This window comes from Ensifer canadensis, from assembly GCF_017488845.2.
GTDB classification, from domain to species: domain Bacteria; phylum Pseudomonadota; class Alphaproteobacteria; order Rhizobiales; family Rhizobiaceae; genus Ensifer; species Ensifer canadensis.
Genome location: NZ_CP083371.1, coordinates 486,881 through 502,430, shown reverse-complemented (window position 1 = coordinate 502,430; position 15,550 = coordinate 486,881). Strand labels below are relative to the sequence as shown.

Sequence of the window (15,550 nt, the reverse complement as noted above, 5' to 3'; positions counted from 1 at the left end):
TTTGCGGCAATGGTCCTCAAGCAAATGTGCGCCTACCGCACAGACACGTTGGAGAATCGAGACATGCGCCTACTCCTTGTTGAGGACGAGCCTGAGATGGCTGCCGCGCTCGGCGTTGCCCTTGGCCGCTACGACATGATCCTCGACCATGCGCCGTCGCTCGATCACGCCATCGCCGCGATGGCCAATCAGGTCCATGACGCGATCATTCTCGACCGGCAATTGCCTGACGGAGACGGGTTGACGCTCATTCCCCGTGTTCGCGCGCTGAAGTCGGGCATCCCGGTGATCGTGCTGACGGCGCGTGGCGCCGTCGACGAGCGGATCAAGGGGCTGGACATGGGGGCCGACGATTATCTCGCCAAACCCTTCGCGGTCGAGGAACTGCTGGCACGGCTTCGCGCATTGATGCGGCGGGCACCCGATATCGCACCGATGACCGCGCGCATCGGCAATCTTGTCTTCGATTTCGGCGCTCGGGAAGCGCGGATCGACGGCCGCGTGCTCGAACTTCCCCGCCGGGAACTGCTTGTGCTCGAAGCGCTGGCGCGACGGCAGGGGCGCACCGTGCAACGCTCGACGCTGGAGGAATCCGTCTACGGGTACGACGACGAAATCCAGTCCAACTCGCTCGACGCCCATGTTTCGAGACTGCGCAGGAAATTGCTGGAGTCCGGCTCCGGCGTGGAGATCCACGGCATTCGTGGGGTCGGCTACCTGCTGAGACCGATGTCATGAGCGACAACCCCAACCACTCGCTGAAGAAGCGGCTCATCTGGCACATCCTCACATTTCAGGTGCTGCTGCTCGTTGCCGTCATTGCAGGCTTCATGGCGCTTTTGATCCGGGCCGATCTCGGCGGCATGATCCTTGATGCCAGTTCGGCGTCGATTGCCGCAGTGCCGTCGAGGTGACCCCCGACCAGAAACTGAGGCTGAAAAACACGCCGCAGCTTCAGGCCCTGCTCGCCGAAACGCCGGGCTTCTGGTTCGTCGTGCGCAACGAGCGCGGCGACACGATCCAAAGCGGGCCGGTCCCCGATGCCTATCGCGGCATCGGCGAGCATCTCGACCGCGTCGCCTTCGCCGACATCCGCGACGGACTGGAACCCTACCTGCTCTCGGCGATCGTTCGCGCGATCGAGACCGAGAACGGCACTTACACGGTTCTGACCGGCGGCGGACGCCTGTGGAGCGCCTCGTTCGCGGTGTTTTTCCTGACGAACCTGCTGCTGCTGCCGATCGTGCTCATCCTCGTGCTCATTCCCGCCTTCGCCATTCCGATCATTGTGCGCCGTGCCTTTTCCAGCCTCGCCGAGGTCGCCGACCACGCCAAAAGCATCGACGTCGACCGCCGGGGCGCCCGTCTGCCCGATGGCCGCGTGCCGGGCGAGGTGCGCCCGCTGGTCGAAGCCGTCAACGGTGCGCTGCAGCGCTTGGACGAAGGTTACGAGCGCCGCCAGCGCTTCATATTGGATGCAGCCCACGAGTTGAGGACCCCGGTCGCGATCCTGCAGACCCGGCTGGAGGGCATGGACATCGGGCCGTTGCGCGCCCGTCTTCTTGTTGATGCCGCCCGTATTGCCGGCCTTGCCGAACAGCTGCTCGACCTCGAGCGCATCGACCGCGACGGCGCGCATTTCGCACCCCTCGACCTGGTTTCGCTCTGCCGCGACGTCGCCGCCGACCTCGCCCCTCTCGCACTGTCGGCCGATTGCGACATCTCTTTTACCCATGGGCCCGCTCAGGTTAGCGCGCGGGGAGACGCTGGCGCGCTGGAGCGTGCCGTCACCAATCTGGTCCGCAACGCAATCGAGCATGCTGGCGGCCTGATCTCCATTCACGTCGAGCGTGGTGGTATCATCGAGGTCAGCGACGAGGGGCCCGGCATTCCCGAAAGCGAACGGGAGCGGATTTTCGAGCCGTTTCACCGGTTGCAACCGCGTGACCACGGTGCTGGCCTTGGGCTGCATCTCGTCAGCGAGATCGTCAACCGTCACAAGGGCCACATATCGGTGGTCTGTGCGCCGACCGGTGGCGCCTGTTTCCGCATGACCCTGCCGGTCGCGTGAGAGACTTTGGGCGATTGACTGCCGCATCTTCGCCATAGAGTCTAACAGGTTATTAATAACAAAATCAGCGATTTAGTCGATATTTGCAATGTTGATGCAATCCGTGCGGCGCACAAATGCGCACATCTTCCAGCGTCGATAATCGTGCCAGCCGGCGCGAAGCGAAGAGAGAAGATAAATGCGCCGCGACCGGCGCCTAGTCCAATCCACGGAGCAACGCCATGCGGCAACGTCACAAACTTCCCCTCTGGCTCGGCATCACCTTTTTGGCCACAGCCGGTGTGCAACAGGCACTGGCCGCCGACCCCTATTCGCCGGAACCGGCTTCGTCCTACCAGGACCCGCCTGCCTTCAATTGGAGCGGTGCCTATGTCGGCGCCCATGGCGGTCTCGGCTTTACCGGTAGTCCCAATCCGTTTTCCGACCGCAACGGCGTCGTCTTCGGCGCACAGGCCGGCTACAACATGCAGGTCGGTCCCGGCATCGTCGGTGCCGAAATCGAAGGCTCCTATCTCGGCGACACCGAACACAAGGTCAGCGGCGGCAAACTCAAGGAAAAATGGCGCGGCGCGATCAAGGCGAAGGCCGGCCTCTCGTTCGACCAGACACTCGTCTACGGCACGGCCGGTTATGCCATGACCAACTACAAGAAGGGCGGCGGCGTCCAGAACGATGTCGGCTTCAAGGGCGGTTATCTGGTGGGCGCCGGCGTCGAGCAGGCTTTCGCCGGCGGTCTCTCGGCGAAGATCGAATACAACTACATCACCACGCCCGACGTCCGCACCAACACGGCCTTCGGGTCGAGCGAGAAGGACATCAACAGCCACGTCATCAAGGCCGGCGTGAACATGCGGTTCTGATTGTTCCCACGCGATCGCAGCGCCGTCACCCGATCCTCCCTGGGTCAGCGGCGCTCGGTTCGACGTGGAACGATCAAGCCGAAGGCCGGTCCCGGCCCTCGGCTTCACTCTTTCGCTGGCCCGCGTCTAGAGCGTTTCCGGTCTAAGTGGAGTCAGAAACGCTCTATCTCCTTGTTTTTACGCATTTCCTGACGGAAAACCGCGTCGCACTTTTCCTGGAAATGCTCTAAGCCGCCGCCTCCGAAACCTCGGCTTCGGCATTCGAAAGCCGCCGCCAGATCGGCGCCATTGCGTCGGCGATGTCCCGATAAAGCTCGTACCGTCGCGTGTAGTGGCGCGCTATCGCCGCGTTCGGGCGGTAGTGGCGTTCCGTCCTCACCATGGCTGCCGCACCTTCCGAGAAATCGGCAAAGATCCCTGCCCCCGTGCCCGCGGCAATCGCAGCGCCGAGCGCGCCGGTTTCGCGCGAACGGGCGACCGACACCGGAACCCCGAGCACGTCGGCAAAGATCTGCGGCCAGATCAGGCTGCGCGATCCGCCGCCTGAAAGCACCGCCTCGTCGAAGGTCGCGCCCGCCGCCCGCATCGTGGCGATGTGCTGGCGGTGGCCGAAGGCGACACCTTCGAGAACCGCGCGAACCAGGTGACCCTTCGTGTGCCAGCCGGCGACGCCATAGAACCCGGCGCGGGCGTTACCGTCCTGCTGCGCGCCATAGAGGAAGGGATGATAGATCGGGTCATTCGCGGCCGGTTCGATATCGGATGCAAGCGAGCAGCAGACGTCAAACGGCGATCGGCCGTCGTCGATGCCGCTGTCAGCAAAGAACTCGCGCACCAGCCATTCGAGATTGGCCGCCGACGTCGCGCTCGATTCGATTGCCATGTAGCGGCCGCGATCAAAGGTGGAGGACATGAACACCGGGCCCGAAAGGTCAGGGCCATCAATAATCACCTGGTTGATGCTCCAGGTTCCGGCGATGATCGAGGCAGCGCCGGTGCGCGTGACGCCCGAGCCGATTGCCGAGGCGACGACATCGAAGAGACCGCCGACCACCGGCGTGCCCGCAGCAAGACCGGTTTGTGCTGCCGCCTCCGGCGTGACCGTGCCGACCACATCCGCACTTTCGGCGAGGTCAGGCAAGAGGCCGGTTGCCTCGCCGAGATCGAAGGCCGCCATCAGATCGCGGTCGTAGCGGCGGTTGACGACATTAAGGAGGCCGCAGCCGGTCATATCCGAGACGTCGCTGACCCGCTTGCCGGTCAGTCGGTTGACGATGAAATCCTTGCACAGAAACACCGTGCCGATCCTGGCATAGGTCTCGGGCTGGAAACGCTTGAGCCAGGCAAGCAAGGTCGGCGTCTGCGACGGCCAGGGCCGTTGCCGGCCGATGGCATAGGTGCGGTCGCCGACACCCTGCGCCTTCCATTCTTCCACTAGCCCGGCGGCACGCGTGTCGAGCGACTGGATGCCGAGAAGCGGCTCACCGCCCTGGTCGAGAGCATAAAGGCCGTTGCCGTGACCGGCGCAACCGATCGCCACGATCTCTTCGGCACGGATGCCGGCACGTTCGACGCATTGGCGGATGACTGCCCGGGCATGGGTCCACAGCTCTTCGAGCCCCCGCTCGACATGCCCGGGCCGCGGAACCCGGCTGTGCCCCTCCTGCGCAGCCGCCGCGATCTCGTTGCCCTCAAGGTCGAAAATCACCGCCTTGATGACGGTGTTTCCGGCGTCGAGTCCTAAAAGATAGTCTGCCATTGAAGAACCCCTCCCAAGGTTCGGATCGTCTTTCTCAGCCTTGCTGATACAGGGCGAAGGCGGCTGCGCCATCGGCGTCATCGTGCACGATGGCCATCAAACCGCGAACGACGGCGCTCGGGTTTGCATGCTGGTAGATATTGCGCCCATAGACCATGCCCACAGCGCCCTGCCGCATCAAGGCCGCAGACTTGTCGAACACGGCAGGCAGGTCCTCCTTGCCGCCGCCGCGCACCAGAACCGGGCAGCGGGCTGCCTCGACCACGCGGTGGAAATCCTCGGCATTTGTCGTCGGGTCGGCCTTGACGATATCGGCGCCCATCTCACGGGCGAGCCGCGTCAACGTGACGATTTTTTCCGCATCGCCATCGACCATGTAGCCGCCGCGCTCGGTGACCGGCTGCATGACCAGTGGCTCGATCATCAGCGGCATGCCGTATTTTTCGCAATCGGCACGGACGCGGGAAATGTTGGCTACGCACTGGCGAAAGAGGTCCGGTTCGTCGGGCAGCATGAACAGATTGACGACCACGCAGGCGGCATCCATCTCCAAAGCGCCGACCAGCGGTTCGGCCTCGTTCTGCAGCACAGCCCACATGTCGCGGTGGCGGATGCGATTATACGGGTTGCCCATGTCGATACGCATGACCAGAGCCGGCTTGTCCTTGCCCGGAAGATCCTGGAGCAGATCGGCCTGGCCATAGTTCATCTGGATCGCATCGGGCCTAGCGTCGACCAGGGCCCTCACCACGGATTCCATGTTCTCAAGACCGTCGAGGAACGACGGTTCGTTGCAGACGCCATGGTCGATGGCCACGTCCAGGCAGCGTCCTGCGCCAAAAAGACGGTTCATCCGGACCTTGCGGTTGTTTCGCATAATGCACTCCTTTGTTCGTTCCGTGCGGAAAGCATGTCTTCATCGACGCCGTGGCGTTCGAGGAGAAGGGTGAGAAAACGGGCGCGTTCAAGCGCCTGGCGGGCCACTGGCCAGTGCTTTTCGGCCGCGAGCAATGCGAGCACGGCGTCCGTCATTTCGAGCGAAAGCTCGCCGGTGATCGCCAGGGTCGTGCGCCGAAGCAAGAGGTCGTCGAGTTGTTCGACCTTCTCGCTGCGGATCAGGAACTGGATTTCGCGGGTCGAATAATCAGGATGCGGAAGCGGAGCGTCGGGCGCGGCAGCGACGAAGGCGGCGATGCGCTCGGCATCCGTGCCATAGCGCTCAAAGAGCGTGGCGACGCGCGTCGGCGCAAGGGCCGCCGCCGAGGCGACCCGCGCAATCCAGGCTTCCCGGTCGGCGGGAAAATCCCGGCCGCCACCAATCGCCCGATCGGCCGTGGCCACGCGGCGAGGCTGATCCAGTCGTTCGAGCACAAGATCGGCAGCCAGCTCTCCGAAGGAGCGGAAGGTCGTCCATTTGCCACCGATCATGCATAAGACCGGCGGCCCGGCATCGGCGGTCTCGACGAAGGTACAATAGTGATCGCGCGGGATGCGGCCGGTAAAACTGTCCTTGCTCGCCGGCAGCGGCCGGACCCCGGAAAACTGGAAGGCGATCTCATCGGGACGAACCTTGATCGTCGGCAGGACGAAAGCGAGCGACTGCAGGATGTAGTCCCGTTCCGCCGTCTCGCAGCGCACGGTTTCCGGATCGTCGACGCGAATGTCGGTGGAGCCGACCAGAACCTTGCCGAGATAGGGAAACAGGATGCAGATGCGCCCGTCCTCATTCTCGTAGTAGATCATGTGTCCATCGAGCGCGCGGGTCAGATCGTCGTTGTCGATGATCAGATGCGACCCTTTGGTGCCGCCCATCAACGGTGCCGGCCGGGCCGGTTCGGAAAACAGGCTCTGATTGGCGATGTCGATCCAGCCGCCGGTGGCGTTGATGATCACGGTCGGCTCGATCAAGACCTCCGTGCCGGCGATATTGTCTCTGACGGCATAGCACCCCGGAGCTACCAGCTTCAGCTCGGCATAGTTGACGGCGCGCGCATGGATGCCAGCCGACAGCCCATCCTCAAGCAGTTCGATGCCGAGGCGCTCGGGCTGACTGACCCAGGCGTCATAATAGGTCGCGGAATTCTTGATCGCGGGATTGAGCGCCGGCCATCGGCCAAGCGTCGCGCGCCGGCCGCGAAACTCGTGGCGGGGCATCATGGCGCGCTTGCGCGTCAGGAAATCGTAGATCGCAAGCCCCGCCTTGATGACGACGGCGCCACGGCGGCTCGGCCGCCGGCTCAAGCCAAGGAACCGGACCGCGCCGTTGGCGATGCCGGAGAACACGTCGAACACGGGAACCGTCGTCGGTAGTGGACCGACATAGTGCGGCGCGTTGCGAAGGAGCCGGTCGCGCTCGACAAGCGATTCCCGCACCAGGCTGAATTCGCCGTTTTCGAGATAGCGCAATCCGCCATGAACCATGCGCGACAGCGCGGCGCTGGCGCCGGAACAGAAATCGTGTTTCTCGACGAGCACGACATTGACGCCCTGCAGCGCCAGCTCGCGAAACACGCTGAGGCCGTTGATGCCGCCGCCGAGGACGCAGACGTCCACCTTCGGGCTCTGGCGGAGCCCGTCAAAAATCTCTTCTCGGTTCATGATGGCGTCCGTTACCTATCCATGTGAGCGAGCTTCGCCGCTATCGCTTCATCGATCGCCGCGAGGTCCTGGCCGTCGAGCCGGATTGTGCCTGCACGGGCGTTGTCGAGCGCCTGCGCCGGATTGCGCGCGCCGCACAACGCAAAGGTCACGCCGGGCTGGGCAAGCGTCCATGCAATGACCGTCTGGGCTATGCTGGCCGCATGCTTTTCGGCGATGGGCCGTATCGCCTCGGCAAAGGCCGTCGCCTTCTCACGGTTACCGACGGAGAAGCGCGGGTTGTCGCGGCGCTGATCGTCTCCGGCAAACACCCGGTCCGGGCCGACGGTACCGGACAAGAGGCCCAGGGCAAGCGAGGAATAGCTGAGCGTGGCGACACCGTTGGCAGTCGTCAGCGGCAACAGTTCCGCCTCGATCTCGCGATCGATCATGCTGAAACGCTCCTGGATCGCGTCGAGGCGGCCGGTGGCGATATAGGCTTCCAGCTCGGACCGGTCGACGTTGCTGGCGCCTATCGCGCGGATCTTGCCGGCATTCTTCAGGTCTTCCAGCGCCCGCACCGTCTCCTCGATCGGCGTGGTTGGGTCCTGCCAATGGGTGATGTAGAGGTCGATATAGTCCGTCCCGAGCCGTTTCAGGCTCTCTTCGACCTCGTGAACGATGGCGTCGCGACCGAGGTAGCGATGAACAGGCTTTCCGTCCTGGTCGAAGAAATGACGCCCCTTCGTCGTATGCCAGACGAGGCCGCATTTGGTTGCGATCACCGCCTTGTCGCGGCGGCCGGCCAACGCCTTGCCGACGATTTCCTCCGAACGCCCGAGACCATAGGCGGGAGCCGTATCGATTAGGGTCACGCCGGCATCGAGCGAGGCCTGGATCGCGGCGATCGATTCGCCTTCGTCCGTTCCGCCCCACATCCAGCCGCCGATCGCCCAGGTGCCGAGCCCGACGGCGGATGCCTTGACACCGGTGCGGCCGATCTCGCGCGTCAACTGTTCATTGCTCATGCCGAAAGTCCCTTTTCGCTTGCCATGGCAAGGATGCGCTCGCCGGTCGCCTCGTCGGTCACGAGTGTATCGAGATGCCTGCCGCGCAGGACGCTGAGAATGGGGCCGGCCTTGTTCGGTCCGCTCGCCACCCCGATCTTGGTCGGGATCGACGCGAACTCGTCGAGCGTCAGCGAGACGAGCGAGCGGTTGAGGCTGTAGTCGCAGACCCGTCCCTGGTCGTCGAGCAGGTGCGCAAGCAGTTCGCAGCTTGCGCCGGAGCGTTTGATCGCGTCACGATCGGTGCTCGAAGACGGGTGCAGGTCGTAGTAGCTCGAATCGTCGGAAAGGATCGAGCCGATGCCGACGATCGCGACCTTGGCTTCCCTGGCGCGCTTGAACACGTCGGCCACCGAGCGCATGTTGATCAGCATGGCGCGCTCCGCGGCACTGTCGGCAAAGAGCGGCGCATGGATCTGATAGGACCTGCCGCCGAGCCGATCCGCCAGGAGGGTCGAGACGTGGTTGACGTCGGTATAGTGCTTGCCCTGCACGCAGCCGGTCGCCGGGATCACCTCGACATCCAGGCGCCGTGACGGGTGCAGACCGGCAACGACGGCGCTGACGCCCTTGCCGCCGGTGATGCAGATGGTGTCGCCGTCGGCGATCTCTTCCATCAGCAGCCGGGCCGCAGCCTCGCCCACCGCCTGCAGCGCCGTCTGCTGGTTGTCGGAGACGGTGGGAACAACGACGGCGCGGCTGATGCCGCCAAGCGCAAGCAATTGCTCCTCCATGTCGACCAGCGGTTCGACGGGCGACTTGATCTTGATTTCAACCAGGCCGAGCTGGCGTCCGCGCTTGATCAGGCGGTTGACCGTCGGCTGCGAGATGCCGAGGCGATCGGCAATCTGCGACTGCGTCAGGCCTTCGAGGAAGTGCAGCACCAGTGCCTGATGCATCTGCCGGGCAACGACGAGTTCCTCGCGTGCACTGGAAATGAGGTTCTGATTGGGCTTGGCGATCGGCATGTTCAGATGGCCTTCCGCTTGTGCAGGAAATGATCGATGGAGACGGCGGCAAGCAGAATGCAGCCCTTGATCATATCCTGCCAATAGACCGAGACGTCGAGCAGGATCAGCGAACTGGTGACCACCGACAACAGGGCGATGCCGAGGATGGCGCCGAGGATCGTGCCCGAGCCGCCATTCAGCGACGCCCCGCCGATCACCGCAGCCGCGATGATGTTGAGCTCCATGCCGACGCCGAAGGTGGGCGTGGCAGCGCCGAAGCGCGACATGTAGATGACGCCGGCGACACCGGCGAGTGTTGAGCAGAGCACTGTCACCCAGAACTTCACCTGCTTGGTCTTGATGCCGGAATAGAGCGCCGCCTTCTCGTTGCTGCCGGTGTAGAACACCTTGCGAAATGCGGTCGCCCGGCGCAGCAGGAAGTCGAACAGGATCACGACGGCGACGAAGATCAGGATGACATAAGGCACGCCATGGAAGGTGCCTTGGCCGACGGCTTTGAACGATGCCGGCATGGTGAACAGCGACAGCGGTGTGCCCTTGGTGATGACCAGGCAAAGCCCGCGCACGATCACCATTGCCGCAAGCGACGTGATGAAATGGTTGAGCCCGACCACGGTGACGAAGAAGCCCATTATGGCGCCGATGAGGCTGCTAGCGAGGATCCCGAAGAGCGAGGCCGTCCATGGATCGACCCCGGCGAGGAACAGCGACCCCGCGAGCACCATGGCGAAGCAGACGACCGAGCCGACTGCGAGATCGATACCGCCGACGATCAAGAGGATCGTCATGCCGACAACGACGATGCCTTCGACCGAGAAGCTCATCAGCATCGCGCGCATGTTGCCGAAGGTGAGAAAGTGTGGCGAGGCAAAGCTCATGACGATGCCGAGCGCAAGAATGATGGCGATCAGCCCAGCCTCGCGCATTGTGCCGATCCGTCGCCAGGCCGGAACCTGAACCTGCGTTGCAACCACCGTATCGACTGCCATTTCCGCCTCCCCATTCCGTCTGCTTGTTTCAGGCAACATGCTCGGCCGCCTTGATTTTCTGTGGTTCGCCGTGCTGCCCGACCCCGGAGGCAAGGCGGATCACCGCCTCCTCCGTCATCTCGGCCTCGCCGAGTTCGCCGGCAATGCCGCCCTCGCGCACAACCAGCACCCGGTCGCACAGCCCCAGAAGTTCAGGCAGTTCCGACGAGATGACGACGATGCCGATGCCCGAGCACGCGAGATCGCGCAACAGGCGGTGAATTTCCGATTTGGCGCCGACGTCGATGCCGCGCGTCGGTTCGTCCATGAGAATGACCTTCGGCCGCACCGCGAGCTGCTTGGCGATGGCCACCTTCTGCTGGTTGCCGCCCGAGAGCGACGATACCGGCATGGCGATACCGCCCATGCGCACGCCGAGCCGCCGGGTGAAATCGCGGGCGAGGTCCGCTTCCGCCTTCGCGTTCATCAAGCCGAGCGGCCCGGTCAGCGTCTTCAGATCCAGCACCGAAATGTTCTGAGCGATCGACATGTCGACGAACACGCCGGAGCCCTTGCGATCCTCCGAGAGGTAGACGATGCCGGCGTCGACCGCGTTTCTGTAGTTGCCGATCGTCTGCTTCTTGCCGTGCAGCAGCACGTCGCCGCGAACCTTCCGGCGCAACCCGCAGATCGCCTCGGCGATCTCGGTGCGGCCGGAGCCGATCAGCCCGCCTATCCCCAGAATTTCTCCTTTGCGCAGGTCGAAGGCGACATCATGAATGCGTTCGCCGTCGCTGAGACCCCGAACCGACAGGATGACCTCGCCGGACTGTTCGCCTTGTGCCTGCTTCGGCGGATAGAGCTGCGTGATCTCGCGGCCGACCATGCGGCGAACGACATCATCGGGCGTCACATCGGCAATGTGCTCCGTCGAGACGTGGCGGCCGTCGCGAAAAACGGTGACCCGGTCGCACAGGCTGAAGATTTCGGCCATGCGATGGCTGATATAGATGATGGAAATGCCTGCGGCCTTCAGGTCGCGGATGATGCCGAAAAGCGCTTGCGCTTCGGCCTCCGTCAGCGCCGCCGTCGGCTCGTCGAGGATCAGCACCCGGCAATCGAGCGTCAGCGCCTTGGCGATCTCGACCAGCTGCTGGCTGGAAATGGTAAGGTCGGCGACCTTGCGGCGCACGTCGATCGGCGCCAGCCGGTTCATCACGGCTTGCGCATCGCGGGCAAGCGACGCGTAGTTCATCAGCGGCGAGCGCCGCCGGTTTGTCGCGGCCATGAACATGTTTTCCGCCACCGTCGCGTCCGGGCAGAGCGCGATCTCCTGGTGGACAAGACCGATACCGAGCGACTGAGCTGCGGCCGGCGATAAGATCTTCGTCGGCGTGCCGTCGACGAGGATTTCGCCCTCGTTCGGCTGCAGCACGCCGGCGATGATGTTCATGAGCGTGGATTTGCCGGCGCCGTTCTCGCCGCAAAGTGCATGGATCTCGCCCTTTTCGAGGTTGAAATCCACATTGGTCAGCGCCTTCACAGCCCCGAAGTGCTTGGTGACGTTGCGGACCTGAAGGACCGGCTGCGATATCATCGCCTTCTCCACTCTCAATCGTTTGACCGGCTATCCGGACATCCGGATAGCCATGTCAAAAGCCCCTTACTCGTCAATGCCCTTGGTGCCGCGGCGCTTCAGGTACTTGTCCCAGTAAAAGTCATCCGCATTGGCGGCGGTGACGATGGAGAGACCGTTGTCGACGAAGGGAATGCTCATCGGGTTGAAGCCGGAACGCTTGGCGTCGTTCATCGGGTCGATGAGGTCTGGGTGCTTGGCCAGCCACAGCAACATGAAACCCATATAGCCCTGCATGCCCTGGTTCGGGTTGATCGAGCCGAACACTTCGCCGGCCTTGATCATGTCGAGGATGTTGGCGTTGACGTCGGCGCACATGACGAGAACCTTGCCGCCGCTTTCCTTGCTGGCCTGTGCGGCACCGATCGCCGAGTTGGCTTCGGGCATGAAGACCGCGCCAAGGTTCGGGTTGGCCTGGATCAGGCTCATCAGGCCCTGATAGGCCTTGTTCGGATCCTGGTTCGAAGCGGCGCGGCCGACGAGTTTCATGTCGGGCCACTTTTCAGCCATGCGGCCGACGAAAGCGGCGATGCGCTTGTCGTGGTTGTCCTGGCCGGGGTTTTCCAGAACGGCATATTCGCCCTTGCCGCCCATCTTCTCGGCGATCGCATCGGCGGCATAAACGCCTTCGCGGGTATTGTCCGAGGTGATGAACGAAATGCGCTTGGAGAGCGGCGAGTCGGCGGCGAAGGTGACGACCGCGGTGCCCTGGTCGATCGCCCGGTTGATCGGCTCGATGAACGGATCCGAGTTCATCGGATGAACAAGGATACCGGCCGGGTTCTGCGCCAGCGCCTGATCGAAAGTGGCGATCTGCTTGTTGACGTCATATTCCGGGGTGCCGGTATATTCGGTCTCGCAGCCGAACTGCTGGCCGGCCTGCTTGAACATTTCATAGACCGGGAACCAGTATTCGACGCCCGAAACCATGACGTTCATGACGTATTTTTCGCCGGGTTCGCAGCGAAACGGGTTGGCCGTCTCCGCGCTGGCAGGGCCAGCCAGAAACGTCGTTGCAATGACCGCCAGTGCGGTCGAGCTCAAAAAAGTGCGCAAGCGTCCTCCTCGAGGCCAAAGCCCCTCCCAAAAACCAATCGTGCCGTCAGAAATGACCGCTGATGTGTGAGTTTGCCGGAACTCCTCCTCGACTTCCGACTGTGGTGATTAAAACGACGACCAAGGCTTCTGTCAATATAATTCATGGCATGAATAATAATTCATGCCAGTTCTGCAGTGGGTGGCGCAATCGGTTCAATTTCCTGTCACGGATGTTCGCTAGACACCGGCAAATGGCAACCCTTCAGCAAATCGCCTTTCAGGCCGGCTGCTCGTTGGCAACCGTGTCACGCGTCCTCAACGGCGAAGGCCCGGCAAGCGACGAGATGGTCCGCCGGGTCCGTCGCGCCGCAGCCGAGCTTGGCTACCGACCGGCGACATCGACCGCTCGAGGGACGAGCCGCAGCAGTCCCGTGGTCGGCGTGCTCGTCCCAAGCGTGACCAACCCGGTGTTTGCCGCATCGCTCGCTGGCATCCAGCACCGCATGCATGCGGCCGGCCACGGAGTATTGATCGCCCAATCAAACTACGATCCGTCGCTGGAGGCAAAGGCAGTAAGCGCCTTGCTCGAACAAAGGCCGACCGGCCTCATTCTTACACTGTGCAATGCACAGACGAGTGAGGTGCTATCAGCGGCCCTTCCGCCAACAGTGTTGCTCAACAATCTGCCGGTCCCGCGTTTTGCCGCTGCAGTCACAGTCGACAATCATCGTGCGGGCCGAGAGATCACACGGCATGTCCTGCAAAGTGGACACGCCCGAATCCTTTACGTCTCCGGCCATTTCGCCTCCTCTGATCGAGCGCGGCTGCGCTACGAGGGTTACAGGGCGGCAATGAAAGAGACAGGCCTCGCGCCGCTGGAAAGCGTGGAAATCCGGTTCGTTGACGGCTATGAGCACCTCGAACTCACCACCGCGATCGAACGGCATCGGCCAACAGCGATCATCGCCTCCAACGATCTGCTGGCGCTGGGCGTCATCAGCGCCCTCAGGCGCGAGGGCCTTTCGGTGCCGGGCGACGTTTCCGTGGCCGGCTTCGACGGCATCGCCATCGGCCGCCTGATGAGCCCATCGCTGACGACGATGACCATGCCGGACGGCGACATGGGGGTGGCCGCCGCAGCCATGTTGCTTGATATCGCCGAGAACGCCTCGCAGTCCCGCCATCTGCGCCTCGGCCATCGACTTTACGTCGGTGAGACGGTGCAGCAATTGCGCTAGGCGAAACTGAGATCACCACCCCGCAAAATCTCGCGGGATGGTCTCGGTTTCAACGACCAAGTGGGCCGATTGGCGCCGCTTAGCTGCGCGGAAGCAGCCCTTCCACTTCGGCCGCTGCATCCTCGAGCGCCTCCTGCGGCGTCGCAGTCTGCTCGACGACACGCGAGAGGTTCTCGACGATCGACTGCGTCACCTTCACTCCGTTGGTACCAGGAAAGGCATACCATGGCATCATCCGCGGCATCTGCTCGAGGCCTGCACGAAACAGCGAGTTCTCCTTGTAGAAGTTGGCGAGATATTCGGGCGACGCTGCGGCCAGTTCATTGTTCGGCACGTAACCGGTGCCGGGCACCACCACCGATGCGCCATAGGGGCCAGCGGCGAACTTCGCAAACTTCCAGGCCGCCGCCTGCTTCTCGGCGTCGCGGGTGAGGATGACCACCGCGTTGCCGCCCGTCGGCAGCGTGCCGTTTTCCGGATCGATCAGCGGGATGTGCGCGGTGCGCAGGTCGAACTTGCTACCGACATTCTTGATGGTGTTGCGAAGGGCGCCCGTGGTCTGGAAGGCAAAACCGACCTTGCCGGCAACGAACGCCTGTTCGCCGGCCTGTTTGGTCAAAACCGGAAGGCCACCTTCCTTGACCATACGATCAAGCACCGCGATCGCCTTCTCGCCCTCCGTGCCGTTGAATGCAACCTTGCTTTCGTCTTCGTTGAGCATGTGACCGCCGGCGCCGAAAAGAAGTGCGGAGAACATCCAGTCGTCGCCCTGCCAACGGAAGTCGATGCCTTCGTTGCCGTCGCCGAGCGCCTTGATCTTGCCCCCGAGCGCGATCACTTCGTCCCATGTCTTGGGCGGGCCGTCCGGGTTGCCGCCAGCTTTGCGAACGAGGTCGGCGTTGTAGTACATGATCGGATTGGAGGTCGCGAAAGCGAGACCGACCTGTTTGCCGCCGACCTGGGCGAGCTTCAGGATGTTGTCCGAAAAGCCCTGCTCGGCCATGTTGCCGTCCTTGGCGAGGAACGGGCCCAGGTCGACTGGAATGTCGCGCTCATTGACCATGCGCAGGCGATTCAGCCCGATGAACGTCAGGTCAGGCATCTCAGCCGTGCCGGCCTGGCGCATGATCGTCTGAATGCCTTCTTCATAGGTCGCCGACGGATTGGCGAAGGTAATCTTGACGTCGGGGTTTTCCTCCATGAACTTCTTCGAAATCGTGTCCATCACGTCCTTGAAGAAGCCTGGCATCGGATAGTGCACAGTCAGCACCGTTTCGGCATGAGCCGCAACGGTGAAGGTCATTGAGATCGCGGCGGCCGCGAAAAGCTGCTTGAACTGCTGCATGACGTACTCCTGGTTGGACC

14 protein-coding genes are annotated in these 15,550 nt (G+C 63.0%); 5 read left to right on the top strand and 9 right to left on the bottom strand.

Translation table 11 applies throughout. The features are described from left to right. The first annotated feature begins 63 nt into the window (after nt 1-63). From J3R84_RS21945 to J3R84_RS21930, 4 genes are all read left to right on the top strand, one after another. Nucleotides 64-738, top strand: coding sequence for a response regulator transcription factor (locus J3R84_RS21945; protein ID WP_057222833.1), 675 nt, complete (start codon nt 64-66; stop codon nt 736-738). Further along, a complete protein-coding gene (locus J3R84_RS21940) occupies nt 735-914 on the top strand; it encodes a hypothetical protein (RefSeq protein ID WP_225906259.1) in 180 nt (59 codons plus the stop codon). Before J3R84_RS21945 ends, J3R84_RS21940 begins: the two co-directional genes overlap by 4 nt. Next, complete coding sequence (locus J3R84_RS21935) at nt 911-2,071, top strand: sensor histidine kinase (protein WP_225968532.1); 1,161 nt, start codon at nt 911-913, stop codon at nt 2,069-2,071. Before J3R84_RS21940 ends, J3R84_RS21935 begins: the two co-directional genes overlap by 4 nt. Before the next feature lie 221 nt (nt 2,072-2,292). Continuing rightward, the gene (locus J3R84_RS21930) at nt 2,293-2,931 is read left to right on the top strand and encodes an outer membrane protein (RefSeq protein ID WP_025429293.1); all 639 of its coding nucleotides are present in this window, start codon (nt 2,293-2,295) and stop codon (nt 2,929-2,931) included. A gap of 226 nt (nt 2,932-3,157) precedes the next feature. Here J3R84_RS21930 and J3R84_RS21925 read toward each other — a convergent pair whose 3' ends face one another. The 8 genes from J3R84_RS21925 to J3R84_RS21890 form a co-directional block, all read right to left on the bottom strand. After that, nucleotides 3,158-4,690: an FGGY-family carbohydrate kinase gene (locus J3R84_RS21925; RefSeq protein ID WP_203527803.1), complete on the bottom strand. Its 1,533-nt coding sequence runs from the start codon at nt 4,688-4,690 to the stop codon at nt 3,158-3,160. A 34-nt stretch (nt 4,691-4,724) separates the two neighbouring features. After that, the gene (locus tag J3R84_RS21920; RefSeq protein ID WP_203527800.1) at nt 4,725-5,567 is read right to left on the bottom strand and encodes a class I fructose-bisphosphate aldolase; all 843 of its coding nucleotides are present in this window, start codon (nt 5,565-5,567) and stop codon (nt 4,725-4,727) included. Beyond that, nucleotides 5,540-7,288 carry a glycerol-3-phosphate dehydrogenase/oxidase gene (locus J3R84_RS21915; protein WP_203527797.1) on the bottom strand — a complete coding sequence of 583 codons (1,749 nt, stop codon included), beginning with the start codon at nt 7,286-7,288 and terminating at the stop codon, nt 5,540-5,542. Before J3R84_RS21915 ends, J3R84_RS21920 begins: the two co-directional genes overlap by 28 nt. 11 nt (nt 7,289-7,299) lie before the next feature. Further along, on the bottom strand, nt 7,300-8,295 hold the full coding sequence (locus J3R84_RS21910; RefSeq protein WP_057209871.1) for an aldo/keto reductase: 996 nt from the start codon (nt 8,293-8,295) through the stop codon (nt 7,300-7,302). Next, a complete protein-coding gene (locus J3R84_RS21905) occupies nt 8,292-9,302 on the bottom strand; it encodes a sugar-binding transcriptional regulator (RefSeq protein WP_057209872.1) in 1,011 nt (336 codons plus the stop codon). The genes J3R84_RS21910 and J3R84_RS21905 overlap by 4 nt, the downstream gene beginning before the upstream one ends. Before the next feature lie 2 nt (nt 9,303-9,304). After that, nucleotides 9,305-10,294, bottom strand: a complete 990-nt coding sequence (locus J3R84_RS21900) for an ABC transporter permease (RefSeq protein WP_025429299.1) — start codon at nt 10,292-10,294, stop codon at nt 9,305-9,307. Between the two features lie 28 nt (nt 10,295-10,322). Continuing rightward, complete coding sequence (locus tag J3R84_RS21895) at nt 10,323-11,870, bottom strand: sugar ABC transporter ATP-binding protein (RefSeq protein WP_107027446.1); 1,548 nt, start codon at nt 11,868-11,870, stop codon at nt 10,323-10,325. A gap of 66 nt (nt 11,871-11,936) precedes the next feature. Continuing rightward, nucleotides 11,937-12,965, bottom strand: a complete 1,029-nt coding sequence (locus J3R84_RS21890) for a substrate-binding domain-containing protein (protein WP_025429301.1) — start codon at nt 12,963-12,965, stop codon at nt 11,937-11,939. Between the two features lie 233 nt (nt 12,966-13,198). On the opposite strand from J3R84_RS21890, the gene J3R84_RS21885 reads away from it, so the two are divergent. Beyond that, nucleotides 13,199-14,185 carry a LacI family DNA-binding transcriptional regulator gene (locus J3R84_RS21885; protein ID WP_107027445.1) on the top strand — a complete coding sequence of 329 codons (987 nt, stop codon included), beginning with the start codon at nt 13,199-13,201 and terminating at the stop codon, nt 14,183-14,185. 79 nt (nt 14,186-14,264) lie between these two features. On the opposite strand, the gene J3R84_RS21880 is transcribed toward J3R84_RS21885, so the two are convergent. Continuing rightward, the gene (locus J3R84_RS21880) at nt 14,265-15,530 is read right to left on the bottom strand and encodes an ABC transporter substrate-binding protein (RefSeq protein ID WP_203527794.1); all 1,266 of its coding nucleotides are present in this window, start codon (nt 15,528-15,530) and stop codon (nt 14,265-14,267) included. Nucleotides 15,531-15,550 lie beyond the last annotated feature (20 nt).

Coding starts and splice junctions, on each gene's coding strand:
- J3R84_RS21945 (WP_057222833.1), top strand. CDS start 64: ATGCGCCTACTCCTTGTTGAGGACGAGCCTGAGATGGCTGCCGCGCTC.
- J3R84_RS21940 (WP_225906259.1), top strand. CDS start 735: ATGAGCGACAACCCCAACCACTCGCTGAAGAAGCGGCTCATCTGGCAC.
- J3R84_RS21930 (WP_025429293.1), top strand. CDS start 2,293: ATGCGGCAACGTCACAAACTTCCCCTCTGGCTCGGCATCACCTTTTTG.
- J3R84_RS21925 (WP_203527803.1), bottom strand. CDS start 4,690: ATGGCAGACTATCTTTTAGGACTCGACGCCGGAAACACCGTCATCAAG.
- J3R84_RS21920 (WP_203527800.1), bottom strand. CDS start 5,567: ATGCGAAACAACCGCAAGGTCCGGATGAACCGTCTTTTTGGCGCAGGA.
- J3R84_RS21915 (WP_203527797.1), bottom strand. CDS start 7,288: ATGAACCGAGAAGAGATTTTTGACGGGCTCCGCCAGAGCCCGAAGGTG.
- J3R84_RS21910 (WP_057209871.1), bottom strand. CDS start 8,295: ATGAGCAATGAACAGTTGACGCGCGAGATCGGCCGCACCGGTGTCAAG.
- J3R84_RS21905 (WP_057209872.1), bottom strand. CDS start 9,302: ATGCCGATCGCCAAGCCCAATCAGAACCTCATTTCCAGTGCACGCGAG.
- J3R84_RS21900 (WP_025429299.1), bottom strand. CDS start 10,294: ATGGCAGTCGATACGGTGGTTGCAACGCAGGTTCAGGTTCCGGCCTGG.
- J3R84_RS21895 (WP_107027446.1), bottom strand. CDS start 11,870: ATGATATCGCAGCCGGTCCTTCAGGTCCGCAACGTCACCAAGCACTTC.
- J3R84_RS21885 (WP_107027445.1), top strand. CDS start 13,199: ATGGCAACCCTTCAGCAAATCGCCTTTCAGGCCGGCTGCTCGTTGGCA.
- J3R84_RS21880 (WP_203527794.1), bottom strand. CDS start 15,530: ATGCAGCAGTTCAAGCAGCTTTTCGCGGCCGCCGCGATCTCAATGACC.